Raw genomic sequence first — 23,810 nt, 5'->3', positions numbered from 1 at the left:
TGAAAAAGTAGAAAATTTGCGGCCAGACCGCAAAGATTCCGGTACCGCAGAAGGTTTGCCCGAGTCACGACCGGAGTCCTCGCTGCCAATGACCCGCATTGAGCCACACGCCGCATCGCTTACCGTCTCACCGGCGGCCGCGCGCGGACTCAGTATGGCTGCGCTCTACGAGACGACCAAGCCTCGGATCACGCGGCTGGTCACCATCACGAGCGCACTGGGGTTCGGGCTCGGCGCCCTCGCCTACCGGCCGGCGACTCTTGAACTCATTACCGGGTTCATCGCGGCAATCTTCGGGGCGGGCCTCGCCGCGGCGGGTGCCAACACCCTGAACCAGTGGATGGAGCGATCGCGCGACGCTCGGATGCCGCGTACCCGTTCGCGGCCGCTACCGACGCAGCGAGCGACGCCGAACTCGGTGCTGTTCTTCGGCATCGAGTTGTGCGCCCTCGGGGTCGTGCTCGCCTGGGGCCTGGCCGGTTTACCGGCGGCGGTGCTCATCGCCGGTACGGTGCTGAGCTACCTGTTCCTGTACACCCCGAGCAAGCCGGGCCTGTGGAGCAGCACGTGGATCGGCGCGGTGCCCGGGGCCTTGCCGCCGGTCATCGGCTGGGCGTGCGCGGGCGGCACGTGGGCATCGCTGGCCGAGTTCGGCCCGTGGGCGCTGTTCACGATCATGTTCGTCTGGCAGATCCCGCACTTCCTGTCGATCGCGTGGATGTATAGAGACGACTACGCCGCGGGTGGATACCGCGTGCTACCCGTCGTCGACGCGAGTGGCCGCTGGACGTGGGCGATGATGGTGCTGTGGGCGGCCATCCTGTTGCCGGTGACGGTGTTGCCGCCGCTCGTGATGGACGTGACGCCGGGCTACATCGCCGTTCCGGTCGGCGTCATCGCGGGCGTGTGGTTCCTGGCCCTCACGATCCGCGTCGCGCGATCGCGCACCCGGGCCGACGCACGCCGCGTGCTTATCGGCTCGGTGATCTACCTGCCTGTGCTGCTTGCCGCGTGGGTGGCTGATGCGGGCCTGGGGGCCGCGCTGGGGTGGTAGCCGGCGGCGATTGGCTCGTACGAGTCGAAGGCGGCGTGGTGGAGCATCGCGTACGACGGCGCGAGGCGACACGGGCGCTTGATGGCGTGGACCTCGCCATCAAGCCTGGCAGTTACGTCGCGCTGCTGGGCCCCAATGGCTCGGGCAAGTCGACGCTCATCAAGGCAATCGCAGGGCTGCAGCCGCTCACCGCCGGCGCCCTGCGCAGACGCGACGGCCTCCGGCTGGGCGTCGTGTTCCAGCACCCGGCCCTCGACCCGCTGCTGACGGTCCGCGAGAACCTGCGCCTGCAGGCCTCGCTCTTTGGGATGCCCGAGGCGCACGACACGATCGAGCGTCTGTGCGGCGAGCAGGCGATCGATGACCGGCTCGACGATCGAGTCAAGACGCTCTCGGGCGGTCTGGCAAGGCGGGTCGAATTCGTGCGCGCCATCCTGGCCGAGCCCGACCTGCTGCTGCTCGACGAGCCAACGGTCGGTCTCGACCTGCCGGCTCGTGCGGCACTGCTCGGAGCCATCGATGTGCTGCGACAGAACCACCCGGGCATTGCGGTCGTGATGTCGACGCATCTGATGACCGATGCCGAACGGTTCGAGCACGTGGTGATGCTGAGCAACGGCGCTGTGGCGGCCGAGGGATCGCCAGGTGAGCTCGTCCAGCGGCTGGGCGACCTGTTGATCGCCGTGCCCGCGGGGGTCGAAGTCGGGAATCAGATTCCCTGCGAGTCCCAGGCCGATGGCTCGGCGATCGCCCGTCCGCAAGACGAGGCACAGCTCTCGGCATGGACGACGTTGCTGGCCGAGGCCGGCGTGCCGTTCTCGGTCCGTCGGCCCACGCTGGCCGACGCCTACCTGCACCTGGCTCGAGCGCCACTGCAGGGCGAGGCCGCAGCGTGAGCGGCGTGCGGGCGTCGGGCGCGCTGGCAATGCGTGAGGTGCGGCGGCTCGGGCGACAGCCGCTGCGCATCGTGGTTGCGATCGCGACGCCGGCCATGATGTGGTTGTTCATCGCCAGCGGCTTTTCCAACAGCATCCGGCCCGACACGCTGGGCAGCGACGCGGGCTCTCTCACGCTCTACCTGCTGCCGGGAATGGCCTCGCTGGTCGTGCTGTTCAACGCCATCTTCGCGTCGATCTCGCTCATCGAAGACCGCCACGAGGGATTCCTACAGGCCGTGCTGGTCAGCCCCGCGCCGCGGTGGTCGATGGCGGTGGGGAAGCTGCTTGGAGGCGGCGCCCTTGGCGTTGCACAGGCGATTATTCTGCTCGCGTTGTCGCCGCTCGTCGGCGCGACCGTGACGGCGGGCGGCGTGCTGTCAGCGTTCGTCGCGCTGGCGTGCCTCTCGCTGGGCATCACCGGCCTGGGCCTCGCGGCTGCGTGGAAGATCGATTCGGCTTCGGGCTTCCACGGCGTGATGAACCTGGTGTTCATGCCGATGTGGCTGCTGAGCGGGGCGATCTTCCCGGTCGAGGGCGCGAGCGGATGGTTGCGGGCTTTGGCGATTGCCAACCCGCTCGGCTGGTGCCAGCGCGCCGTAGCCGCCGGGCTCGACGGCCGGGTGGATACGCTCGCGTTGCTGCTTTCGGGGGTGTTCGCGGCCACGGGCGTCGCACTGGTCTTGCTGGTCATGGTCGTCGCGGGGCGCGGTGGGCCCCGCGAAGCTTCGAGCGTTGGAGATTGATATGTCCCAGAAGCGGTTGTTCATGGCCATCGTCGTGGTGGCGCTCATCTTCCTCGGCCTGGTCGGCACGCTCATCATGATGCAGCCACGCGCGGTGACCGACGCGGAGATGAAGGACGTCGCGAGCGACCCGTTGCAGCCCGACGAGATGCTCGTGGGCTACTCGATCCCCGAGTTCGAGCTCACCAACCAGGACGGTCAGCTCGTCGATCAGTCCATCCTTGAGGGCGAGATCACCATCCTCGCGTTCATCTTCACGAACTGCCCGTTTGCGTGCCCGGGCATGACGGGGCAGATGCTGCAGCACCAGGCCGCGCTCGAGGGCAGCGGCGTGCGGTTCCTGAGCATCAGCGTCGACCCTGCCAACGACACGCCCGAGGTCCTGAAGGCCTACGGCGACCGCAACGGCATGGACTTCGATCGATGGAACCTGCTGACCGGACCGTTCGAGGACGTCCGTTCGATCGTCCGCGACAGCTTGAACTTCTTCGTTGGCGAGGACACGACCCGCCAGATCACGCTTCCCGATGGCGGCACCATGAACAACGTAAGCCACCCGTCGCACCTGATCCTCGTCGGCCCGGATCGCGAGGTGCTCGGCATCTACTTGTACTACGAGGTCGATCGCATGACCGAGCTTCGGGGCCGAGCCCGCGCTGCGGCACGAGCGATCGAAGGCAATTAAGTCGGCGCCGGCTCGGCCGGCGTCTCGGCGATCTGCTCGCTCGTTCGCTTCATGCCATTGAGCATGCCGTTGAAGACGAAGTGGTGGAGCGGCAGCACCGAGTACCAATACGCGAGGCCCAAGAGGCCCTTGGGCTTGAAGCGAGCGGTCATGTGGAGCGTGCTGCGATCTCCTGTTGCGTTCGGATCGATGCAGAACTCCAGCGCCGCCTGGCCCGGAAGCTTCATTTCGGCGAGCAGATGCAGACGCCTGGGGCTGTCGACCGCGATGACACGCCAGAAGTCGAGCGCTTCGCCGTAGGCGACCTCTTGCGGGTGGCGGCGGCCGCGACGCAGGCCCGGGCCGCCCACGATCTTGTCCATCCATCCGCGAATGCGCCAGAGGACGTCGGCCGCGTACCAGCCGTGTCCTCCGCCCACGCGGCAGACGGCCTGGAAGACCGCCTCGGGCGGTGCGTCGATCTCGCACTGCCGTGCATCGATGAACACGCGGCCGCCCGCCCAGTCCGGATCGCCCTCGACAACGCCCGCCGACGACCACGACGTCTCGACCTCGGCCAGGCTCGTTCGCTTCAGGGCCATGTGGATGGCCTGCTCGGGCGTGCGCGGGTTGTGGGGCATGGCCTCGCGGACGTCGTTCTCACGCACGACGACGGGGTTGCGTAAACCCTCGGCGAGTGGTCGGCCGATGCGGGCGCTGACGGGCGTCACCAGGCCGATCCAGCGGCTGCTGAGCTCGGGCGTGAGCACGGGCACGGGGATGACCAGCCGACGCGGCAGGCCCAGTTCCTTGGCCATCGTGCGCATGAGCTGGTTGTACGTCCGCACGCCGTCGCCGCCGACCTCGTAGGTCTTACCCGCCGTTGTGGGCTCTCGCAGGCAGCGAACGAGCCAATGGAGGATGTCGGAGATCGCCACCGGCTGGCACTTGGTGCTCACCCACTTGGGCGTGACCATGACGGGCAGACGCTCGACGAGGTATCGCAGGATCTCGAACGACGCCGAGCCCGAGCCGATGATCATCGCCGCCCGCAGCACGGTGACGGGCACGGCCCCGGCCGCGAGCACGCGCTCGACCTCGCGGCGAGAGCGCAGGTGGTCGCTGAGGTCTTCGCCCATCTCGCCGAGCCCGCCGAGGTAGACGATGCGCTCGACGCCAGCTTGCTCGGCGGCGGCCGCGAACGACTGTGCAAGCCTTCGGTCGTGCTCGGCGTACTCCCCTCCCGCCGAGATCATCGAGTGCACGAGGTAGTACGCGAAGCGGCAGCCACGCATCTGCTCGGCGAGCGCTTCGGTGTCCTCGATGTCGCCCTGCACGACCTCGCAGTCCTCGTGGCGAGCCCAGCGTCGGTCCTCGAGCTTGCGGGGCTCGCGAACGAGGCACCGCACGCGGAACCCTGCCTCGAGCAGTCGTGGGGCGAGCCGGCCACCGATGTAGCCCGTGCCGCCCGTCAACAAGACACGCGGCGGCCCGGACCGACTCGCGGTGATCGTGGTGTCAGACGGAGTCGTTGGATCCATGTGGCAGTACCCCGCGAGATGCTACAACGTTGCCTTCAGGCGTGGCAGCGAGCCCAGCTTGAGCGTGACGGGCAGGCCCACCGGCCTGGCACCGGCACGCTTGAGTGCCCGCCGCGCCCGCCAGAGTTGCAACGCGGGCGTGACCACGTCGTCGCTGGTGACGTGGGCGGCGCCGTCCTCGAAGCGGATGGTGAGGCGCGACGACTTCTCGCCGCGTCGGACCCTCGCGTCGAGCCGGCCCGCCATCACGAGTTTGGGGCGGCCCCCCCGTTGGCGTTGTCGCGCGTCCGGACGCGGACCGTGCCGTCGAGCGTCCACGCGGCGTGGGCCGCGCGGTCGCCCGTGCCGCTGGGCACGTGCACGTTGAGCTTCTCGAACTCGTAGGTGATCTCGGCGCCCCGGCCGGTAAGACGGTCGTACAGGCCGATGGCAAGGTCGGGCCACGTGGTGGTGTGCTGGCTGCTGGGTGCGTCGGACATGGTCAACTCCTTTGTGGTGCTCGCTCGGACATGGCTCATCGCCCGGATCACGAGGCCCGGACGAACATCGGCGAACGCTTGCACCGGCACGAGCTTCGGCGTCGGGCTCATCGTGAAACGTGCGGGGCAACCAACATCCGCGATGGCGGTGGCCCGCGGGCCATGCGGGTTGCCCTCGTCTCTTCCGGCATGCGAGCGTCCGAAACGTGCATGAAGCGGGCTTCACGATTGCCAGCACGCCGCGCCGGCGGGGCGAGCGGCCGAGCTTTCTACGATGATCGATGCACCCGACCAACGCCCACGCCCTGAAGACCTACGACTACCTGCGGTCCGCCCGCGCGAAGATCTTCGACAAGACGCGCACGCTCACGCCGCGTGACCACGCCAAGGAGTTCGACATCGGCCCGGGCTCGTTGCAGCGCACGCTCGCGCACGTGGTCGGGGCCGAGTGGTACTACGTGCGGCGTTTGACGGGCGCCGAGTTGGACTCGCTCGAAGGCTGGCCCATCAACGAGGAAGAGCCGCCCGCGCTGCCGGTGATCGAGGCGACCTGGATGGAGCAGGCAGCCAGGACGCGAGCGGCGCTCGAGGCCGTCCAGGACTGGCAGGCCGACATCCGCTACGAGGTCCGCTGGGAAGACGAGCCCCGCCGCGTCACCGCGACGGCGTCGGACGTCTTCACCCAGCTCGTGCTGCACGAGGTGCACCACCGGGCCCAGGTGCTCAACATGCTCCGACGCCTGGGCGCGCCGGCGGGCGACGTGGATTACAACGAGATGTGCTACGTGATCGAGCCGCTGTAGGCTGGGCCCTCCACGCCGGCGGCCGCGTGCACCGAGCCCAACAGAAAGCGGGCCCCGTCGGGCCCGCGTGCGAGTGTCGTCATTGTCGGTCGCCGGCTCAGGCGGCCTTTGAGTCGCCCGTCGCCGGTCCCGTGCTGGTTGCTGAGCCCGTGCCGCCGGCGGTGCCGAAGCGGACGGTCGCCGTCTCGGACCAGTCGCTCAGCTCGCCGTTGGTCAGGCGCGTCCGGGCGCGGTAGGAGACCGAGCGGACGCCGGTTGGCACGCTGGCGTCGAAGTAGCGCTTGAGGTCGTCGGCCTGGCCGACGTTCTCGAACTGGCCCTCTTCGCCGGTCGCCGAGACGGTCTGCCGCTGCACCAGGTACACGGCGCCGCCGCCGCTGGCCACGCGGAAGCGGAACTCGACGGTGCCGTCGTTGAGGAGCGAGGCCTGCACGTCGGTGGGGGTGGGCGCATCGGTGCGCGGGGCGGCGGGCCTGGGCGCATCGATCTGGGCCCGGGCGTAGACGTCCGGGTCCGCGGTGTTCTTGGCGTAGCCATCGATGATGCCGATGAGCCCGCCGATGGAGGCGCGCAGGGCGTCGACGCTGGTGTCCTTCTCGGCGGTGGCGGCCTTTGCGGCGTCGCGGGCCGCACGCTGGGCGTCGAGCTTCTCCTCGGCATCGTCGACCAGTAACTGCGCGGCTGCGACCTGTTCGGTGGTCAGGCCGATGTCAGGGGGCGTGCCGTTTCCGGCCCAGACGGCCACGTGGTCGCTGGCCCAGGTGACGAATTGCGTATCGCTTTGAGGTGTTCGGGGCATGACGCCGCCTCCCGTGTGGGCCTTCGGCCGAAGGCCGTGTTCCTGCACTCGCGGGCGACCACGCCGCCCGGCAAAAACCGGCATCGGAATAGGAAGGGAGCCGCTTGAGGGCCTCGCTCGTGATTTTCTGTGGCGGGGGTGGGGTCGTGCGGGCTGGGGAAGGTGCGCCGGGGCCGAAAGGCCCCGAGGGGGTGCTAGGGCGGCTTTGCCTCCCTCTCCCGCTCGCGGGAGAGGGCCGGGGTGAGGGTCCGAGAGTTCCGCGTTGCGGGGTCTGACGAGCCCCCGCCGTGAGGCGGGGGGCCTCTTCACTCGCTCCCCCGCTCCCAGCGGGGGAGCTGTCGAGGACTTCCGAGACTGAGGGGGTCTTGGCTTCGCTGCCGCGAATCAAACGTCTCGCTACGCTCCGCCATGCCAGCCGGGGCCAACTGGACCGAGACCGAGACTCTTGCGGCCTTCCGGCTCTACTGCTCCACGCCCTTCGGCAAGCTGCACCAGCACAACACCGACATCATCGAGTTGGCCGCGAAGCTGGGGCGGACGCCCTCGGCCATCGCGATGAAGGCATGCAACTTTGCGAGCCTCGACCCGGCCCACCGCGCGCGCGGCGTCACCGGCCTGCAGAATCGCTCGACAGTCGAAGAGGCCATATGGGCACGTTTCACCACCGATAGCGCTGCGGTGGCGCTCGAGGCGGAGAACGCCTGGGAATCCGTTGGCATGCCTTCGGACTACCTCGATGAACACGAGACCCCATCTGGCCCCACCGAAGCGACCGCCATGCGCAGCGTGAGGCTCCATCAGGCCTTCTTCCGCCGCACCGTCCTGAGCGGCTACGGCCACCGCTGCGCTCTGACGGGCCTGGCCCACCCCGCGCTGCTCGTGGCCAGCCACATCATCCCTTGGGCGGCCGACGAATCGAGACGCGCCGACCCGCGCAACGGCCTGTGCCTCAACGCCTTAGCCGACAAGGCCTTCGATCGCGGTCTCATCACGCTCGATGATGATCTGGCCGTGGTCCTGGGCCCCTCGCTCCGCGATCCGGAGGCGGGGGGCATGCTGGCCGAGCACCTGGCGGGCTGGGCGGGACGGCGACTGCGGATGCCCGAGCGGTTCGAGCCGGATGGGGAGGCGGTGCGGTGGCATCGGTCGAGAGCCGAGGCCTAGCCTCTTAGATCTTGAGGGGGTGTCAAGTGAAGAGCTTTCAGTCTGTGGCATCACTGTCCGAGATCGCTTCGACGCAGCAGTTGCGGGAACTCGAACGCCTCGGCATCGTGTCGGTCCGCGACCTGGCCGAGTATGCGCCTTGTCGGCACGCTGAGTTGTTGGTCGGCTTCTTCGACAACGGCACCATCCGCGATCTCGATCTCAACCTGTACTTTGATTCGTCGCTCGACGAAGAACAAGAGGCTGCGCTTACCGAGCAGCCTGCATCCTTCCTGAAGACACTCAACGACGCGGCTGCGACACGACTCGCGGACACCTTTGACGTTCAATCACTCCGCGATCTCGCCACGTTTGACCTGTATCTTGAAGCCCGACGTCGTATGCTCGATCAGGCGTTGGACAAGTTTCAGGAGCGGCCCTCGGCCCCGCGCACGCTCCTGCCTGAAGTGCTGGGAAGCACGTACGGCGCTTTTCGTTTTAGCAACTACATCAGAGAACGCGAATTCGAGTTCCCCGACTATCGTCTCGGAGCAGGCTGGTATCCGGGCGATCCCATCTCGGATGAATCACTCAGCTCGATGCTGTATCGGACTCCGTTCAAGTTCTACCTGGGGTATCTCGCTCTCCTAAAGCAGCGTTGGGTCAGCGCGGGCACACATCTTGGCGAGATCATACACAGCCTCGGGCTTGCTCCCGGTGAGTCACGCAACATTGCCCAACTGGATTGGTACTCGCGACAGCAGAGCGCCCGGAGTGAGGACACGACCGCAAGCGAAGTGCTCACCAACGAGTTCTTCCAAAATCGTGCTGTGAACGAGGTTGTGCAGGCCACGGCTCAGGAACACCAGTACGGCGGGACGGAAGTTGATGCGTCGACGAAGACTACTGGCTTCGGCTTAACCACTGGGGCCGGCGGGGGATCCGGAAGTTCTGCAGCGGCCGGTCTGTCGGGAGGACTCGATCTCACGTCACTGCTCGGGCTGCCAGCGGGCGTCGGCGGGAGTGGGGGTGGGGCCTCGACGTCGGCGGCGGCCGGCGCTCTGGGGGCGAGCTTTGTCCACGGGGGTGGAAAGGTCCAAGGGACGATCCAGACAGAATCTTCTGGCACACGGCAGATCCTTGCGCAAACGCAGCAGAACATTTCTGATATGACAGTTCAGAACGCCTCGAACGTGCGTTCACTCATGTCCACGGTTGTCATCGATGATTCCCAGTTGGGCGGGCAGTCCTCGACGACCCGGAACGTCACCAACTACAATCACATGCACGCCCTGACCATCCAGTACTATGAAGTGCTGCATAAGTACCGCACGTCAACGAGGGTCGAGTCGTTGATGCCTGTGCTGTACCTGCCTTTTAAGCCCTTCGACTTCGACATGGTGTCCATTCAGAAGTACTGGCCTGTGTTCTATGCGTCACTCAAGGAACTAATGCCCGCTCAAGCGAAAAAATGGAACCAGGTAGTTAGTGACTTCAGTCCGGACAATGGTGCCTTTGACAGCAGCGGATCAGTATATGTTCAGTCGGCGACAATCGTTCGACGTGCGCTCTTCTCAGACCAGTTTAAAATTAAGATGACTGTGGCCGACCCTGATATCAAGCTTAGAATCAGCAATAGTGAATTGGGTTCGGGCGTTGACTTAAGTTTTAAGGGAAACAGTACATACTTGAGCTACAAATTGCTCAGAGAGCAGTCAATGACGGAGGGCAGCATCGGTTCTGGAGCCGGCGCATCAACGGCCGAGAATCTGCGGCTGTATTTTGATGCTTCGGCATTCAAAGAGGCGGTGCAGGGAGCGTTGAAAGACCTTATCTCGAGTACGATAAAGAATACCGATCCATTTAAGACCAATATGGAGTTTAACGAACTGCATCCTGGTCATAATAAGTCTAATCTCACAGATTATATTGAGTCTGGGCAGTACAGCCTTCTGAATCCATCCGATCGGATTGATTTCTCAATCGACGTTGAGTTTCAGCTCGTTGACGAGCATGGCAATGCTGAGACGGTATTCCAGACGATAGAAGCGAGCTATACATTCCAACAGCTTCACAGCGGTGTAGAACACGAGATTCTTGACGTCAGCGAGGCCATTGAGGACTACCTTGCAACTATCTCAGACATCAATAGTTCTGAAACCATTGCTGAAATTGAGGCCTTCTTTCACTTGCATCGATATGGCCTGAGCCGCTACTTACTTAGTCGACTCGAGAAGGAGCAGGTCATTGACCTCATCGAGCAGCTCGAAGTCAAGGGTGCTGCAGCCGGAATGCCCCTCGTCGATCTAATCGATCCAGCGCCGCTGGGCATCGTCGACAACCTCATGATTTTCCCGCTCAAGTGCGGTGATGGCGGTGATCGCCCGGGCCGCGTCGACGAGCTTTTTGAGTATCGCACGCGGGTTGTCGAGAAGCAAAGTGGTCGTACGCTCACGGAGAGCCGTGGAGACGGGAGACAGGTCGCAACTGGCCGCCGGGGTGCGGGCAAGTTGGCACTCCAGGGATTCCTCGCGAAGACAGCGGTTCGGGATCGAAGCTCCTCGATGGAAGTCGAACTCGACATCGACGACACGCGGGATCAGGACGGCAACTTCCCCGTTCGTGGCGCAATCAGCGTGACTCGCCGTTTCGGTTCGATGAAACAGCAGTACGATCTGCCCATCAAGGGCTTCACCCAGCAACCAGACAGCGATCGCATTTCGATCGAGTTTGCCAGCGAGGGAATCGGGGCTCTGGGGTCCATCCGGGATCAGACTGATGCGCCACTGAGGACGCTGGCTCGGGCACCGCTGCCCGATGACTTCGATCTGCCAGCCAAGGAACACGAGTACATCCTGGAAATCGAGAAAGACTTCCTTGGGCATCGCGCCGTTTCGCTCGGGGATGACGTAGATGGTTACTGCGACGACATCAAGGCGTATGAGGCCCAGATGCGGGAGTCGCCGCTTAACGAGAGCGTCTTCCTGCCCTCGGCCGGCGTATTTGCAGAGGCGATCCTCGGTCGCTCGAACTCCGCGGAGTACATCGACACGAGGCGGTTCTACAACTGGCAGGACTCGCCGATACCGAATTCGGCCCCACAGATCCTGGCCATCGACCTGAACCAGCAGCGAGCCGCCGAGGTCGCGGCGGGGCTCGACCCCACGGTGGCGGACAGCACGCTCTCGGCAACGCCGCCGACCCAGTACGCGATGCCAACCGGTCTTTCGGATGCACTCTCGGCGATCCAGAATGGCAGCATGTTCCGCGATATGTCAGCCAGCGGAACGTTTGCAGGAATTCTGGAGAATCTGTCACAGATGGCGACGACCGCTGCGACGACCGCGGGCCAGCTATCTGGCGAGGCTGCGGCGAATGCACTGGATGCAGCCGTCAAGTTCGGTGAGCAGGTGGCTGGTTTGACGGGGCAAGCCATGGACAACGCCCGAGCCGCAGTGCCATCAACGCCGACTGAGAAAGGTGGAACGCTGAACGCGCTCGACGGAATCGGCGAAAATCCCGAGCCACGGTCGACCAATCCGGTGTCGACGCTCGACGCTGCCAAGGCGGATGCCGTGGGTAGCAGCATCAGGGATACTGGTACAGGGGGAAGCGGCGGCGCAAATGGTGAGACAGTGTCTTCCGGCGGATCAGATGCAGGTGGAGGTAGCGCAACACCAGGTGATGAGGTTGAAGTAGAGTTCCCAGCTGTGGAAATTGTGGGTTCCGGGCGACCATGGCTTTACGACTCTGTGGACTATCTCTACAAGAAAGAGGGGGTATACGCTGCGCCTACAACCACGGAATCAGAAGCGTTTGTGGCAGAGTACACGAATCCGATAGTCTTGGCGGCAATTTCTGCATTTAGCTCTTGGGCTACTTTCAGTTCGACAAAGGCGCGAGACTTGGCATCTGCAATCGATGATGTCGCACGAGATTCAAGCAAGGGAGCTCCCGAGATATACGAGGCTCGCCTATTGATGGAGCGGATCTGGCTGCCAGACTCGCCCATGCAGATGACGGCCTATCCAGATTTGTGGGTGGCAACCCTGTCAGTGATCGAAGAGTTTGGTTCGGCGATCGAGCGCCCGGCCGTGCAGAGCATTCTTGAGGATGTGAGTCGAACCTACGCGCAGGATAAGTGGCAGGAAGCTATGGTGCTGCATGTGAGTCAGATGAAGACTGTGCATAACTCGCTGTTGTCGTCGCTCGCGGACGCCGGCACGGCGTACACGGACTTTGCTGCACGGGTTAATTCGATCAGTGGTCTAATTGGCAAGTCGACCGAATCGGCATCGACGCTTACTGGTGTATTCTCCAAGACGGTCAGTGTGGCTTCTGTCATGCTAAAGATCTACGATCTTGCGATCTTCCTGGTGGACTCTGCGAATGAGTCTATTGCAGAGAACACGGAAGAGGAGAAGCGGGCTTATCTGGTCGCATATTCGAATTACTTTGAGCACATCATGCAAGGGAAGCCACTGCCGGTGCGTGAGGGAACGAGCGTGACTGTGCCTTCCGAATTCGAGTCGTATCTGGATACCCTTTCATACTTGGATGAAGAAAACACAAGGCGATTCTTTGAGTACGGATGGCGCGCTGCGCAGGACTATGTAAGAGCCGCGGTCGAAGACGGTGGCTTTGATGGCCTGATGTTTGCCTTGTCCATGCTTGTACAGGAGCATCCAAACTCTCGCGAAAGGCTCAAGTTCATTCAGCGACGCTTGGCGGGCTCTTCGCCTGTGGAGTATCCGCTCGGCAGCACATATGGTCGGGCTTGGTTCCGTAGCGACATTAAGTGGTAGCTATACCTTCGCTACCCTCACCCGCCTCCGCCCCACCCTCTTCCACATCACCGCACGGTCCAACCTTGAGCACATCCAGCGGACCCGGCGGCTGCGGCCGGCCGTCGACATCTTCGCGGCGGCCGGCACACCGCACCTGAGCCGTGCGCGGCGGGCCCGGTCGGTGGTGGTCGAGTGCGACGGCCAGGCCGTCCACGTCCGCGATGAGTCGCCGCTGTACGAAAAGAACTGCGGGCTGGCCGAGGGGTGGACGTTCGCCGATCTGGTGCAGCACCTCAACGAGCACGTCTTCTTCTGGCCCGGCGGCGATAAGCCCATCCAGCAGGGGCTCAACCATTTTGGCCGCTACTCGAAGGACGACTGCGTCGTGCTTGTGCTGCCCACCGCGCAGGTGTTCGCGGCCAATCCTGAGCCGCGATTCAGCGCGTGCAACTCGGGCTCGCCAAGGCACAAGGCGGTTAACGGCAAGGGCGTCCCCGGCCCGCGCGGGCCCGACACGTTCCGGCTTGCCGAGGACTTCGACGGCACACCCGGCAAGGTCGTCGAGGTCGTGTTCCGCGGAGCGGTGTCGCTGGAAGGCTGCGACATCGAGGTCCGCGAACCAAGCGACTTCGTGTAGCCGCGCGGCTCGATCCCGCTCGCGTCCCGTAACCCCGCACCCCCGGGCCATCCCCCTCGTCCCATAGAAAAACCGCCCTGGCGCCCCTCAGAAAGATTTTGGGTCGAGCGTCAAGAGTTTTTGAGGCTTTGGAAATCGTTTCCGAGGCCTCGGAAATCATTTCCGAAGGCTCAAAGATCGTTTCCGAAGCCTTGGAAATCATTTCCGAAGGCCGTTCAACAGTTTCCGAGGCCTCGGAAATGATTCCCGGAGGCTGTTCAGGCGTTTCCGAAGCCTCGGAAATCGTTCTTGAAGGCCGTTCAGGAGTCTTCGCGGCCTCGGAAACTGTCTATGAGGCTGCAAGACTCGCTCCCGACGCTCCGCCAACGGCCGACCGAGCCCCGCCGCCAACCGGCGAAGCCCCACGAACCACTTTCGAGAACGACGCCCGAAAACTCGCCCTCCGACCCGTGCGAAGCCCGGCGCGCAGCGAGCACCCCCGCCGGGGCGGGGGTGCTTCCCTGGGGGTCAGCGCTGGGGCGTTGCGGCGGGATGCCTTACGGGCAGCCGGCGCCGAACGCGTTCTGGAAGCAGAGGAAGTCCCACAGCTCCAGCAGGCCGTTGCCGTCGCAGTCGGCCGCCAGGTCGCCCGCGTCGAAGTTGTTCTGGAAGGCCAGGAAGTCGAAGATCGTCAGCGAGCCGTCCCGGTCCTGGTCGGCGAAGCACGGCAGGAACACCGGCTCGCCGAAGATGAAGTCGTCCATGACGACGAGATCGTTCGCGGGCCACGCCTCGGTCACGCCCTCCTCCAGGGCCGTGTCGCCCGAGACGATGCGCACGCGGGTCACGATGGCCTCGTCGTACTTCACGCCCAGGAACGAGAGCGACTCGTTGTCGATCGAGGCCGACGGCACGTAGTAGGTGCCCAGCACCTCGTCGTCGAGGCCGTAGAAGGTCAGGCTGGTCTGGCGGGCGGTGTCGACGTCGCTGAAGACGGCGCCGAAGCCGGTGCTGGCGGCGGGGCGGTCCTCGCCGGGGATGCGGAAGTGCACGTCCAGCACGTTGTCGCCGATGGGCGTGAACAGGCGCTCGGGGCTGAAGGTGCTGAACAGGCCGTCGTAGCTGGCGTCGATGTTGCTGAACTCGATGCCCACGCCGCTGGCGTCGGTCGCAGAAAGCTGGAAGCCGGTGCCGTCGGTCGTGAAGACCACGCCGCGGGCACGCGGGAAGGCCGGGAAGTTGAAGAAGTCGCCCGGGAAGTCGTTGGGGGCGCTGACGGCGTCGGGGGCGGCGTCCCAGTCGATCTGGCGGCGGCCGCTGCCCACGCTGCCCGGCTCGGGGCGGTTCAGGTCGCCCAGGGCGTCGCGGTAGGCGTCGACGGTGTCGGCGATGTCGTCGGCCTGGGCGCCCCAGTCGCTGAAGACCTGCGGGTCGTCCGCCAGGGCCGCGGCCGAGAGCGCGGCGATGGTGGTTCCGGCGATGGAGACGACGAAGCGAGAACGGTTCGTGCGAGTCATGGCGTATCCTCTCGTGCTGGTGGTGGCCCCCGGCGGTGCGCCGCGGGGCCGGCTCCTGGGTCGCACGCCGCCTCCCTCCGGCGGCGTGCCCCGTGGCCCGGTCGTCACGCGACGGCCGGCACGGGTCTGGCCCGAGATATGCAAACCGCCGCGGGAGGGCGCAAGACGTTCGCGAGTTTTTTCGGATCCGCCGCTCACCGCCCCGTCGCGGCCGTGCACCATGGACGAAGACCTCACCCAGCTCCTCGAACGCGTCGGCTCGGGCGATGACCTGGCCCGCGAGGAGCTCGTGGGGCGGGTGTACGACCGGCTCCGCGCCATGGCGGGCCGGCAATTGCGCGGCTCGAACGCCCACTCGCTGCACGCCACCGCGCTGGTGCACGAGGCCTACGAGAAGCTCTTCGGCGCCGCCACGCCCGACTTCGAGGGCCGCAACCACTTCTTCGGCGCCGCGGCCAACGCCATGCGCCAGGCGGCCGTCCAGCACGCCCGCGAGCGGCAGGCCCAGAAGCGCGGCGGCGACTGGCAGCGGGTGACGCTCACCGGGCTCGATCTCTCGGGCTCGGGCACCCCCGGGGCCGGCGAGCCGGTGGAAATGCTGGCACTCGATGCAGCGCTGGAGGAGCTGGCACACCTGAGCCAGCGGCAGGCCCGCATCGTCGAGCTGCGGTTCTTCGCCGGGCTGACCGTCGACGAGGCCGCCGCCGTGCTGGGCGTGTCGCCCCGCACGGTCGAGCTCGACTGGCGGACGGCACGGGCCTGGCTGCGCGACCGGCTTGCTGGAGGCGAAGGGCACGCCTGATGGACGCGACCAAGTACGAACGCGTGACCGAGCTCTTCCAGGCCATGTGCGACCTGCCGCGCGGGGAGCGCGACGACGCGTTGGACCGGGCCTGCAACGGCGACGACGAGCTGCGGACCGCCGTCGATCGCCTGCTCGCCAGCGACGACGAGTCGAGGGGCTTCCTGGAGCCGACCCCGCACGCGCGCCCGCCACGTGCGGAAGCGCAGGCCTCCAACGCGGGCAAGGACGGCGCCGCGATCCGACGCGTCGGCCGCTACCGCATCGTCGGCGAGCTCGGCCGCGGGGGCATGGGCGTCGTGCTCCGGGCCATCCAGGAAACTCCGAGGCGCGAGGTCGCCATCAAGCTCATCAAGCCCGAGCTGTTCGGCCGCTCATCGGACGAGCGCCTGGAGCGCGAGGCCGAGATGCTCGGCCGCCTCCGCCACCCGGGCATCGCGCCGATCATCGAGGCCGGGCGAGCCCCGGTCGTCGATGCCGATGGGGCGAGCGAGGACCGCCCCTTCATCGCGATGGAGCTGGTCGAGGGGCGGCCCCTCAACGAGTTCGCCGAGTCGCAGGAGCTCTCGACGCGCGATCGCGTCCGGATCCTGGCCGACCTGTGCGAGGCCCTCCAGCACGCCCACCAGCGTGGCGTCGTGCACCTGGACCTCAAGCCGGCCAACATCCTCGTCGACGAGCACCGCGTCGCACGCGTGCTGGACTTCGGCGTCGCCAAGGCGCTCGACCACGGCGTCGAGGCGCGGCTGGCCGAGGGCGGGAGCGTGGTGGGCACGCTCGCCTACATGCCCCCCGAGCAACTCACCGGCCACCTGAGCGACCTGGACACCCGGGCGGACATCTTCGCGCTCGGGGCGGTCGGCTTCGAGCTGCTGACCGGGCAGCCTCCGCGCCGCATGCCGTCGATGCGCGTCGAGGCCCGGCCGGGCGCGGGCGACGCCCACCAGGCGGCCCGCGACGCGCTGCTCGGCGCGCTCGTGGCCCCGACGCCGGCCGCCCACGAGGCCGACCCGGGCATCGACCAGGAGCTCAGCGCCGTGCTGGCCCGGGCGATGGCGCCCGATCGAGAGAATCGGTACGCGTCGATCGGCCAGCTGGGCACCGACCTGCGGCGGTGGCTCGCCTTCGAGCCCGTCGAGGCGCGCGACGCCGGCATCGTCCGCCGGGCGAGGCTCCTGGCACGGAGGCATCGCCCGGCGGTCGTCGCCGGCTCGATGGCGGCCCTGATCGCCCTTGGTGCGCTGGGGCTCATCGTGGCGAGCATGATCAACGCCCATGCGCTCGCCGATCGCGAGCGCGAGGCCACGCGCGCGGCGGAGCTGGCGATCATCGAGGCCGAGGCCGAGGCCGAGCGTGCCGGCCGGATGGGCGCGTTCCTCCAGAACGCGATCTTCGGCGTGGATCCCGAGGAAGTGGGCCCCGACGCGAGCTTCTTCGATGCTCTCGAGTACGCGTCGCGGCGCATCCATCGTGACCTGGCCGATGCGCCGCTGGTCGAGGCCGAGGTGCGGTACTCGCTGGGCTTCGTCTACCGGCGTCACTCGATGTTCGGTCCCGCCCGACGGCACATCGAGGCAGCGCTGCGTACCTGGCGCGAGCAACTGGGCGAAGCGCATCCGAAGACGATCGCCGCCGCGGAGGAAGTCGCCTACCTCATGCTGCTCGTCGACGGGCAGGCCGAAGCCGCCGCCGACCGGTTCCAGCGAATCCTCGAGTTGCAGGCCGCCGAGGGACGCGCCGAGTCCGCCGAGGCTGGCTGGCAGCACCTGAAGCTGGGCCGCGCCCTGCTCGCACTCGACCGTCCCGTCGAAGCCCGGACGGTCCTCAGGGTCGCCGGAGACCTCCTGGCGCGTCATTATGGAGAACCGTACCGGGCCCGTGCCATGGCCTGGGACGCGCACGCGCTGCTGGCACGCGGGCAAGCCGCGGAGGCGGTCTCGACGGCGCGTGAGGCGCTCGCCTCGATCGAGGGCGCGAGCGAGCAGGCGTACGCCGAAGCACACGTTCGCACCGTGCTCGCCCGCGCCTTGGTCGATTCCACGGAGCTCGACGAGGCCCGGCTGCACGTCGACGAAGCGTTCTCGATCCTGAATGCACGGCTGCCCGACGACCACATCGATATCGCCGATGCGCACGAGGTCGCGGCACGGCTCGAACTCGCTGCCGGCGACAACCGAGCCGCCGCCGACCACGCCGAGGCAGTCCACCGCATCCGTTCGAGCCGGCTGGGTCCCGACCACCCGGACCTGATCTCCGCCAAGGCCCTGCGGACGATGGCGAGCATCGCACCCGAGGAGCCGCTCGACGCGATGCTCCAGATCGACGATCTCTTCCATAACGCAGAGCAACTCGTCGGCGCCGACCACAGGCTCGCCCTGGAACTGCTGGAGATGTCCATCCGCGCGGCGCAAGCCGGGGAGGACTCCTTGGCCGCGCGCAACAAGACCCTCGTGATGCAAGACCTCCGGGAGCGGCGTTCGCAGCGGCTCGGCGAGACCAACTAGCGATCGGTCCATCGACCCAGACCGCACAACTCGAAGAGCGAAGAACTCGCTTGCTCCTCCCGGCAACGTGCTCGGCAGCAACTCGAAAAGAGCGACCTAATACGCCCGCTGGATCTCGGCGCCCGGATAGAAGTTCAGCAAGATGCGTTCGGCGTCCCACCCGCGCTTCGCGAGCGCCTGGGCGCTGAACTGGCACATGCCGACGCCGTGCCCGAAGCCGCGGCCGCGGATCACGAAGCGCGAGCCGGCGGCCGTCACCTCGAAGTCGCCGCTGCGGACTCGGCTCTCGCCGCCGACGTCCTTGAGGCCGCGAGCGTCGGCGTTGAGCGCGATGCGGAGCTGCTCGGCGCTCAAGAGGTGCGACACGCCGTTGCGCTCGCCCACGCGGTACTGGGCGGGCCGGCCGACGCGGTTGGTGCGCGATACCTCGATGTTCGTGACCGCGCGGGCGTTCTTGAGCGTGTGGCCCGACCGCGCGCCCCAGGCGCGCAGGCGCTTGGTCACGTCGTCGGTCGAGCGGACGACCTGCCAGCGGTGGAAGCGCGACGCGTCGCTCGCGTGGACGGTGCGCTGCGGCGAGAGGCCGGCCTGGATCGGTGCTGCCAGGTTGTACTCGAAGCCCGGGCCGGTCGGCCACGTGTCGGCCGCCGAGCCGCTGCGCCCGCCGCTCGTGCTGCTGTAGTAGGTCCGCAAGACGCCGCCGCCATAGGCCATCACCCGGCCGCGCGTGCTGATGGCCGCCTGGATGGAACGCTCGTGCGTGGTGTGCCCCGGGTATGCCTGGTCGATGACGCCGCTCTCGACCTGCCACGCGCGGCCGCGGCGGTCGGCCAGCGCCATCGAGTGCAGGGCGTACGAGCGGGCCGCGATGCACTGGGCCTCGAAGGCGGCAGGCTCCCACGAGCCGTAGAGCTCGCGCGAGGCGACGGCGGCGACGTAGCGGTCGAGCTCGAGCTCGTTGATCGCCTGCACGCCCGCCGCCGAGGCGGTCAACCGGACCGAGCCGGCGTACGGCACGCCCTGGACGGCGATGGTCGGCGCGTCCCGGTACGACTCCAGCGTGTTGGGACTCGCGGCCCCAGGCTCTCTCGGGTCGGCCGACTCGAGGTCGACGAAGCCGGAGATCTGATGCGTCCCGCCGCCGGGCTCGCTGAGGGTGAGCGATCCGCCCGAGGCCCGTGCGAGCAGCGGCGTGCGGTAGATCTTGATGCCGCCCGCGGCGTCGCGCGCCAGCACGAGGCGGGCGCCGGCGATGACGACCTCGTCGGCCGGCTCGACGATGCGCACGCGGATGGTCGGCTCTCGGCCGATCCACACGCTCGAGACCTCGACGCCGCCACCGTCGATCGGCCCGATCACGGTGCTCGTGCGCGGCGGCCACTGGCAGCTCGCGGCGACGAGGCTGACGATGAGGCCCAGGGCGAGCAGCACGGCCATGGTCCCCGAGCCGGGATGGGCCAGATGGGCACGAGCCAAACCGGCCGGCCCAAACAGGCCGTGGTACGCCTTGATCCCCGCTGTCCGCATGGGCTGGAACATCCTGCTCCCGGCCGTCGCCGTCGCTGGCGATCGCTCCCGCTGGCCTGCTTCGTCGGCCTTCCTTCATGAAGAAGGCGAGAAAGCACGCTCCTCAATCGATGCTCAGCAAGCGTAGTAGCCCTCCGGTCCCTGAGTCGTGTGAGGGGGTTGTCCGGGGCTGTCGCTTTGGGGCTACGATTCATCAGGCCCATGCTGCGGCCTCCGTGGAGGGAACGATGTCGATCGCCGGCGATCCCAGGCCGACGTCCGCCGAGAGCCGACCATCGGCCCGAGCCGTTCTCGCGCTCACCCTCGTGCCCGAACTCGGCCCTCGCCGCATCCGCCGACTCATCTCGATCTTGGGCGGACCCGAAGCAGCGCTCTCGGCCTCGCTTGCCGAGCTGGAATCGATCCCATCGGTCGGAGCGCCCCTGGCCCGCAAGCTCTCGGCCGGCCTTAAGAGTGCGCGCACCGAGGCGGATGCTCGATTCGAGCGCGCGATCGAGGCCGGCGTGCAGCTCGTGCCCTTTGACCATCCCGACTATCCACCCCAGCTTGCCGGCAACGAGCACGCGCCGGTGCTCCTTTACGTTCGTGGGTCGGTCGAGGCGCTGCGGCAGCGGGGCGTCGGCCTCGTCGGGGCTCGCAAGTGCTCGGCATACGGCGTCGACCAGGCCGGTCGCTTCGCGGGCGTGCTGGCCCAGGCCGGCTGGTCGATCGTCTCGGGCGGCGCCCGCGGCATCGATACCGCCGCCCACCACGCGGCGCTCCGCAGCGGCGGAACCACCGTCGCGGTGCTCGGCTGCGGGCTCGACCACGACTACCCGGCCGAGAACGCGGACTTGTTCGAACGGATCGCCGAGGGCGGCGGGGCGGTCGTGTCCGAACTACCCATGCACTGCCGGCCCGAGGCCAAGAACTTCCCCGCCCGCAACCGCATCATCGCCGGGCTCTCACGCGGCATCGTGGTGATCGAGGCCGGCGAGAAGAGCGGGGCCCTGATCACCGCGCGGCTGGCGGGCGAGATGGGCCGCGAGGTCATGGCCCTACCGGGCCGAGTTGACGTCGAGAGCAGCCGGGGCTGCCATGCGCTGATCCGCGACGGCGTGACGCTGGTCGCGTGCCCGGCCGACGTCGAGGAAGCGCTGGGTTCGATCGGCGATCGACGCGAACCGACGCCCGACCTGTTCGGGGCTTCTTCGGAATTTGATGGGAACCCAGCGGGAACCGAGGGCGAGCGGACCCCGAACAGCATGGAAGACCGCGTGCTCGAGGCACTGGCGGAGGCGTTGACGCTCGACCAGTTGTGCGAGCATCTCGAGGCCGCCCCCGAGCAGGTGCGAGCGACGGTGACGCTGCTGGAGATCCGGCGGCGGATCCGGCGGGAGGGACTCAGGCTTGTTCGGAGTAGATAAGGGATTCTGCGTCAGCCGAAACGGGCCTGGGAGCCGCTGAAGCGGGTTTGATATACGGGAAATGGATTGCTACAGTAATCCGAACAAATATCCGAAAAAAGATCGAACAGTATCGCGGCCACCATCCGATGAACCTGGCATGATCGCCCACCCCAGCCAACTCGAAGACGGCCACCAGCTCGACCAGCAAGAGGCCGCGGAGGCACTCGCGGTGCTGGGGCCGGGTGGTGCGTTCTGCCGACCCATCGGGAGTGAAATCGGATCGATGTCGGCCCCACCGACCGAGCCCGAGCGGCAGCCCGCTCGCCAGGAATGGAGCGAGATCCTGACGGAGGTTGTCGGGCTTGCACTGGGGGCCATGCGGTTGGGTGGTCCGCCCAGGCGGGCCGTCCCGAGCACGCGTCACGAACGGAACGTGACCCGGGCCACGCCCGGGCAACTGGAGGGGGCGTCTGCGGCCGCTGTGGCTGCGTGGCGTCCGGAGAGCACGATCAACACGCCCATGCCGGGCTGGCCGACGGCCAACGTTGGCATGGGAACAACGCCGCACGAGCGGGCTGAGGGACGCGTGCCCGAAGTCGTCGTGAAGCGAGAGGACGAGGAACGCCACCATGAACCTGACCCCCAAGCAGCTTCGCATCCTCCGGCTCATCCGCGACTGGCGGATCCGCCGCGGCTATTCGCCAACGATGCAGGAACTCGCCGACGAAATCGGCGTCAGCAAGGTGACCGTGTTCGAGCACGTCGAGGCGCTCATCAAGAAGGGCGCCCTGGTTCGCGAGCCCAACAGGGCACGCTCTTTGTCGATCGCTGAGGGCGTCTCGGTTCCCGACGAGTCTCGGCCGTTCCGCTACCCACTCGTGGGCAAGATTGCCGCGGGCTATCCGATCGAGAAGGTCGCCGACAGCGACGAGATCGACCTGCAGCAGCTCGTCGGCAACCCGTCCGACTCGAGCCGTTCCATGTTCGCGCTCAAGGTTGACGGCGATTCGATGCGCGACGAGGGCATCCTCGACGGTGATTACGTGCTGATCGAGCGCAGCCCGACGGCCCACAACGGCGACCGCGTCGTGGCCCTGCTGCCCGACGGCGCAACCACGCTCAAGACGTTCTTCCGCGAGTCGGACCATATCCGCCTGCAGCCGGCCAACCCAGACTTCGAGCCCATCCGCGTCAAGCACTGCGAAGTGCAGGGCGTCGTGCGTGGCGTCATCCGTCGGTACTGAGTCTGTCGATTACTCGTCGGTCGACAGTGTCAGCCAGATGGCCCGCGCGAGCGTGAGGTCTTCGGGTCTGGTGATCTTCAGGTTTCGCCCGTCGCCCGGCACCAGCGTGACGGGCTCGCCCAATCGCTCGACGAGCTGTGCATCATCGGTGCTGCCCAGGTCGGCCTGCGCATAGGCCCGGGTGATGAGATCGAGCGAGAATCCCTGGGGCGTCTGGCAGGCGAACAGGCCCCGGCGATCGACGGTCTCGTCCACCACGCGAGCGCGCTTGGGATCATCCGTTGAATCAGCACGCTTCAGCGTGTCGGCCACTGGTATCGCCGGTACGACCGCGGACGATGCTCCGAGCGCTTCGATCACGCGGCGGACGAGCGGCCGCGGCGTGCACGGCCGGGCGGCGTCGTGCACCAGGACTGCGTCGACGCGCGAGCCACTCGCTTGCAAATACTCGAGTCCCGCCTTGACGGTCTCGTATCGCTCGGCCTTGCCACCGGGGCAGAAGCTGACGCCGAGGGGGCCGAGGGCTAGCTCGTGCCGCCCTCGGAAGGCTTCGAGCGCGTCGGGATCTGCCGGGCCGGCAACCACGATTGATTCGACGCCCGACTGGTCGACGAACGCCTCGACGGCGCGGTGCAGGACGGCCCGGCCGTGCAGGTCCTGGTCGAGCTTGCTGCCGGACCGGTTGCCGAAGCGCGTGCCCGAGCCGGCGGCGCAGATGATGACGGCAAGGCTGTTGGGCGGGGGCATCGGCCAGTGTATGGATTGGGACAGCGGAATAGGCGATGATGGGAGATCGGTTGGCCGTCGGCGTGTCCGATGGCGGGCCGTCTTCTATGATCCCTGTCCGCGGGCTTGGCTTGCGGACGGGTTCGACATCCTGGGGCCGATATGGATTCGATCGGACGTGTAAGGCATGGTGTGGCGCGTCGAGAGGTGTGCTCTTCTCGTAACCGGCACACAAAACCAACAACTGCCGAACCGCAGTACGCACTGGCTGCTTGACGTAGCCCGTCCCCCTCCCGACGCCCGATAGGGATGGGGGACGACGACATCGGGCTGGTCGACGCGTGGCGCTTCCGGGCGCGTCGGCGAGGAGGTTCACCGGTGGCTGGGCCGAAGGCAAGGGCGTCGGCGCCCGTGCACAGGCCGAGATCAAACCGCCGACTACACGCGTAGAGGCGCCATGGCTGCCGATCCGACACGGGGGTTCGATTCCCCCCGGCTCCATTCACCACGAAAACGCCGCATGCATCCGCACGCG

At 66.8% G+C, this 23,810-nt stretch carries 19 protein-coding genes and 1 other RNA gene; 13 read left to right on the top strand and 7 right to left on the bottom strand.

All coding sequences use genetic code 11. The features are described from left to right. Positions 1-154: 154 nt before the first annotated feature. The 4 genes from cyoE (at position 155) to RIA68_02885 (ending at position 3,420) form a co-directional block, all read left to right on the top strand. Positions 155-1,054 carry a heme o synthase gene (cyoE, locus tag RIA68_02900; protein MEQ8316383.1) on the top strand — a complete coding sequence of 300 codons (900 nt, stop codon included), beginning with the start codon at positions 155-157 and terminating at the stop codon, positions 1,052-1,054. A gap of 86 nt (positions 1,055-1,140) precedes the next feature. Next, a complete protein-coding gene (locus RIA68_02895; GenBank protein ID MEQ8316382.1) occupies positions 1,141-1,950 on the top strand; it encodes an ABC transporter ATP-binding protein in 810 nt (269 codons plus the stop codon). Then, entirely contained in the window at positions 1,947-2,735 is a 789-nt protein-coding gene (locus tag RIA68_02890; GenBank protein MEQ8316381.1) for an ABC transporter permease, read from the top strand. The genes RIA68_02895 and RIA68_02890 overlap by 4 nt, the downstream gene beginning before the upstream one ends. Position 2,736: 1 nt before the next feature. Beyond that, entirely contained in the window at positions 2,737-3,420 is a 684-nt protein-coding gene (locus tag RIA68_02885; GenBank protein ID MEQ8316380.1) for an SCO family protein, read from the top strand. On the opposite strand, the gene RIA68_02880 is transcribed toward RIA68_02885, so the two are convergent. Genes RIA68_02880 through RIA68_02870 form a run of 3 tightly spaced genes read right to left on the bottom strand, consistent with a single transcriptional unit; the run spans position 3,417 to position 5,419 of the window. Then, positions 3,417-4,940 (bottom strand): SDR family oxidoreductase, encoded by a 1,524-nt coding sequence (locus RIA68_02880; protein ID MEQ8316379.1) that lies wholly within the window; start codon positions 4,938-4,940, stop codon positions 3,417-3,419. The genes RIA68_02885 and RIA68_02880 overlap by 4 nt on opposite strands. A gap of 21 nt (positions 4,941-4,961) precedes the next feature. After that, positions 4,962-5,186 (bottom strand): hypothetical protein, encoded by a 225-nt coding sequence (locus RIA68_02875; GenBank protein ID MEQ8316378.1) that lies wholly within the window; start codon positions 5,184-5,186, stop codon positions 4,962-4,964. Further along, entirely contained in the window at positions 5,186-5,419 is a 234-nt protein-coding gene (locus RIA68_02870; protein ID MEQ8316377.1) for a hypothetical protein, read from the bottom strand. The genes RIA68_02875 and RIA68_02870 overlap by 1 nt, the downstream gene beginning before the upstream one ends. 281 nt (positions 5,420-5,700) lie before the next feature. On the opposite strand from RIA68_02870, the gene RIA68_02865 reads away from it, so the two are divergent. Continuing rightward, positions 5,701-6,222 carry a DinB family protein gene (locus RIA68_02865; GenBank protein ID MEQ8316376.1) on the top strand — a complete coding sequence of 174 codons (522 nt, stop codon included), beginning with the start codon at positions 5,701-5,703 and terminating at the stop codon, positions 6,220-6,222. Between the two features lie 97 nt (positions 6,223-6,319). On the opposite strand, the gene RIA68_02860 is transcribed toward RIA68_02865, so the two are convergent. Further along, positions 6,320-7,021, bottom strand: a complete 702-nt coding sequence (locus RIA68_02860) for a hypothetical protein (protein ID MEQ8316375.1) — start codon at positions 7,019-7,021, stop codon at positions 6,320-6,322. A 408-nt stretch (positions 7,022-7,429) separates the two neighbouring features. On the opposite strand from RIA68_02860, the gene RIA68_02855 reads away from it, so the two are divergent. From RIA68_02855 to RIA68_02845, 3 genes are read left to right on the top strand one after another with little or no spacing between them, the layout of a single operon-like run. After that, complete coding sequence (locus RIA68_02855; GenBank protein MEQ8316374.1) at positions 7,430-8,185, top strand: HNH endonuclease; 756 nt, start codon at positions 7,430-7,432, stop codon at positions 8,183-8,185. Between the two features lie 26 nt (positions 8,186-8,211). Beyond that, positions 8,212-12,969 carry a hypothetical protein gene (locus RIA68_02850; GenBank protein MEQ8316373.1) on the top strand — a complete coding sequence of 1,586 codons (4,758 nt, stop codon included), beginning with the start codon at positions 8,212-8,214 and terminating at the stop codon, positions 12,967-12,969. Further along, positions 12,932-13,588: a hypothetical protein gene (locus RIA68_02845; protein ID MEQ8316372.1), complete on the top strand. Its 657-nt coding sequence runs from the start codon at positions 12,932-12,934 to the stop codon at positions 13,586-13,588. Before RIA68_02850 ends, RIA68_02845 begins: the two co-directional genes overlap by 38 nt. Positions 13,589-14,124: 536 nt before the next feature. Here RIA68_02845 and RIA68_02840 read toward each other — a convergent pair. Next, on the bottom strand, positions 14,125-15,084 hold the full coding sequence (locus tag RIA68_02840) for a GC-type dockerin domain-anchored protein (protein ID MEQ8316371.1): 960 nt from the start codon (positions 15,082-15,084) through the stop codon (positions 14,125-14,127). Positions 15,085-15,304: 220 nt separating this feature from the next. On the opposite strand from RIA68_02840, the gene RIA68_02835 reads away from it, so the two are divergent. Both RIA68_02835 and RIA68_02830 read left to right on the top strand, forming a co-directional pair. Continuing rightward, on the top strand, positions 15,305-15,886 hold the full coding sequence (locus tag RIA68_02835; protein ID MEQ8316370.1) for an ECF-type sigma factor: 582 nt from the start codon (positions 15,305-15,307) through the stop codon (positions 15,884-15,886). Then, entirely contained in the window at positions 15,886-18,390 is a 2,505-nt protein-coding gene (locus tag RIA68_02830) for a serine/threonine-protein kinase (GenBank protein MEQ8316369.1), read from the top strand. Before RIA68_02835 ends, RIA68_02830 begins: the two co-directional genes overlap by 1 nt. 96 nt (positions 18,391-18,486) lie before the next feature. Here the strand turns inward: RIA68_02830 and RIA68_02825 are convergent, their stop codons facing one another. Further along, positions 18,487-19,917 (bottom strand): SpoIID/LytB domain-containing protein, encoded by a 1,431-nt coding sequence (locus tag RIA68_02825; protein ID MEQ8316368.1) that lies wholly within the window; start codon positions 19,915-19,917, stop codon positions 18,487-18,489. Between the two features lie 227 nt (positions 19,918-20,144). Between RIA68_02825 and dprA the strand changes: the two genes are divergently transcribed. Together dprA and lexA are read left to right on the top strand one after the other, a co-directional pair. After that, a complete protein-coding gene (gene dprA, locus RIA68_02820) occupies positions 20,145-21,323 on the top strand; it encodes a DNA-processing protein DprA (GenBank protein MEQ8316367.1) in 1,179 nt (392 codons plus the stop codon). A gap of 611 nt (positions 21,324-21,934) precedes the next feature. Continuing rightward, positions 21,935-22,549 carry a transcriptional repressor LexA gene (gene lexA, locus RIA68_02815; GenBank protein MEQ8316366.1) on the top strand — a complete coding sequence of 205 codons (615 nt, stop codon included), beginning with the start codon at positions 21,935-21,937 and terminating at the stop codon, positions 22,547-22,549. 9 nt (positions 22,550-22,558) lie between these two features. Here the strand turns inward: lexA and ispD are convergent, their stop codons facing one another. Further along, a complete protein-coding gene (gene ispD / locus RIA68_02810) occupies positions 22,559-23,296 on the bottom strand; it encodes a 2-C-methyl-D-erythritol 4-phosphate cytidylyltransferase (protein ID MEQ8316365.1) in 738 nt (245 codons plus the stop codon). Positions 23,297-23,428: 132 nt separating this feature from the next. Here ispD and ssrA point away from each other — a divergent pair. After that, positions 23,429-23,779, top strand: a transfer-messenger RNA (tmRNA) gene (gene ssrA, locus RIA68_02805). Positions 23,780-23,810: the final 31 nt, after the last annotated feature.

It is taken from the genome of Phycisphaerales bacterium, assembly GCA_040217175.1.
GTDB lineage: Bacteria > Planctomycetota > Phycisphaerae > Phycisphaerales > UBA1924 > JAHCJI01.
This window is presented reverse-complemented; position numbering and strand designations above follow the sequence as displayed.

Coding starts and splice junctions, on each gene's coding strand:
- cyoE (MEQ8316383.1), top strand. CDS start 155: ATGGCTGCGCTCTACGAGACGACCAAGCCTCGGATCACGCGGCTGGTC.
- RIA68_02880 (MEQ8316379.1), bottom strand. CDS start 4,940: ATGGATCCAACGACTCCGTCTGACACCACGATCACCGCGAGTCGGTCC.
- RIA68_02825 (MEQ8316368.1), bottom strand. CDS start 19,917: ATGCGGACAGCGGGGATCAAGGCGTACCACGGCCTGTTTGGGCCGGCC.
- RIA68_02845 (MEQ8316372.1), top strand. CDS start 12,932: ATGGTCGGGCTTGGTTCCGTAGCGACATTAAGTGGTAGCTATACCTTC.
- RIA68_02840 (MEQ8316371.1), bottom strand. CDS start 15,084: ATGACTCGCACGAACCGTTCTCGCTTCGTCGTCTCCATCGCCGGAACC.
- RIA68_02875 (MEQ8316378.1), bottom strand. CDS start 5,186: ATGGCGGGCCGGCTCGACGCGAGGGTCCGACGCGGCGAGAAGTCGTCG.
- RIA68_02830 (MEQ8316369.1), top strand. CDS start 15,886: ATGGACGCGACCAAGTACGAACGCGTGACCGAGCTCTTCCAGGCCATG.
- lexA (MEQ8316366.1), top strand. CDS start 21,935: ATGAACCTGACCCCCAAGCAGCTTCGCATCCTCCGGCTCATCCGCGAC.
- RIA68_02855 (MEQ8316374.1), top strand. CDS start 7,430: ATGCCAGCCGGGGCCAACTGGACCGAGACCGAGACTCTTGCGGCCTTC.
- RIA68_02870 (MEQ8316377.1), bottom strand. CDS start 5,419: ATGTCCGACGCACCCAGCAGCCAGCACACCACCACGTGGCCCGACCTT.
- RIA68_02885 (MEQ8316380.1), top strand. CDS start 2,737: ATGTCCCAGAAGCGGTTGTTCATGGCCATCGTCGTGGTGGCGCTCATC.
- RIA68_02865 (MEQ8316376.1), top strand. CDS start 5,701: ATGCACCCGACCAACGCCCACGCCCTGAAGACCTACGACTACCTGCGG.
- dprA (MEQ8316367.1), top strand. CDS start 20,145: ATGTCGATCGCCGGCGATCCCAGGCCGACGTCCGCCGAGAGCCGACCA.
- ispD (MEQ8316365.1), bottom strand. CDS start 23,296: ATGCCCCCGCCCAACAGCCTTGCCGTCATCATCTGCGCCGCCGGCTCG.
- RIA68_02835 (MEQ8316370.1), top strand. CDS start 15,305: ATGGACGAAGACCTCACCCAGCTCCTCGAACGCGTCGGCTCGGGCGAT.
- RIA68_02860 (MEQ8316375.1), bottom strand. CDS start 7,021: ATGCCCCGAACACCTCAAAGCGATACGCAATTCGTCACCTGGGCCAGC.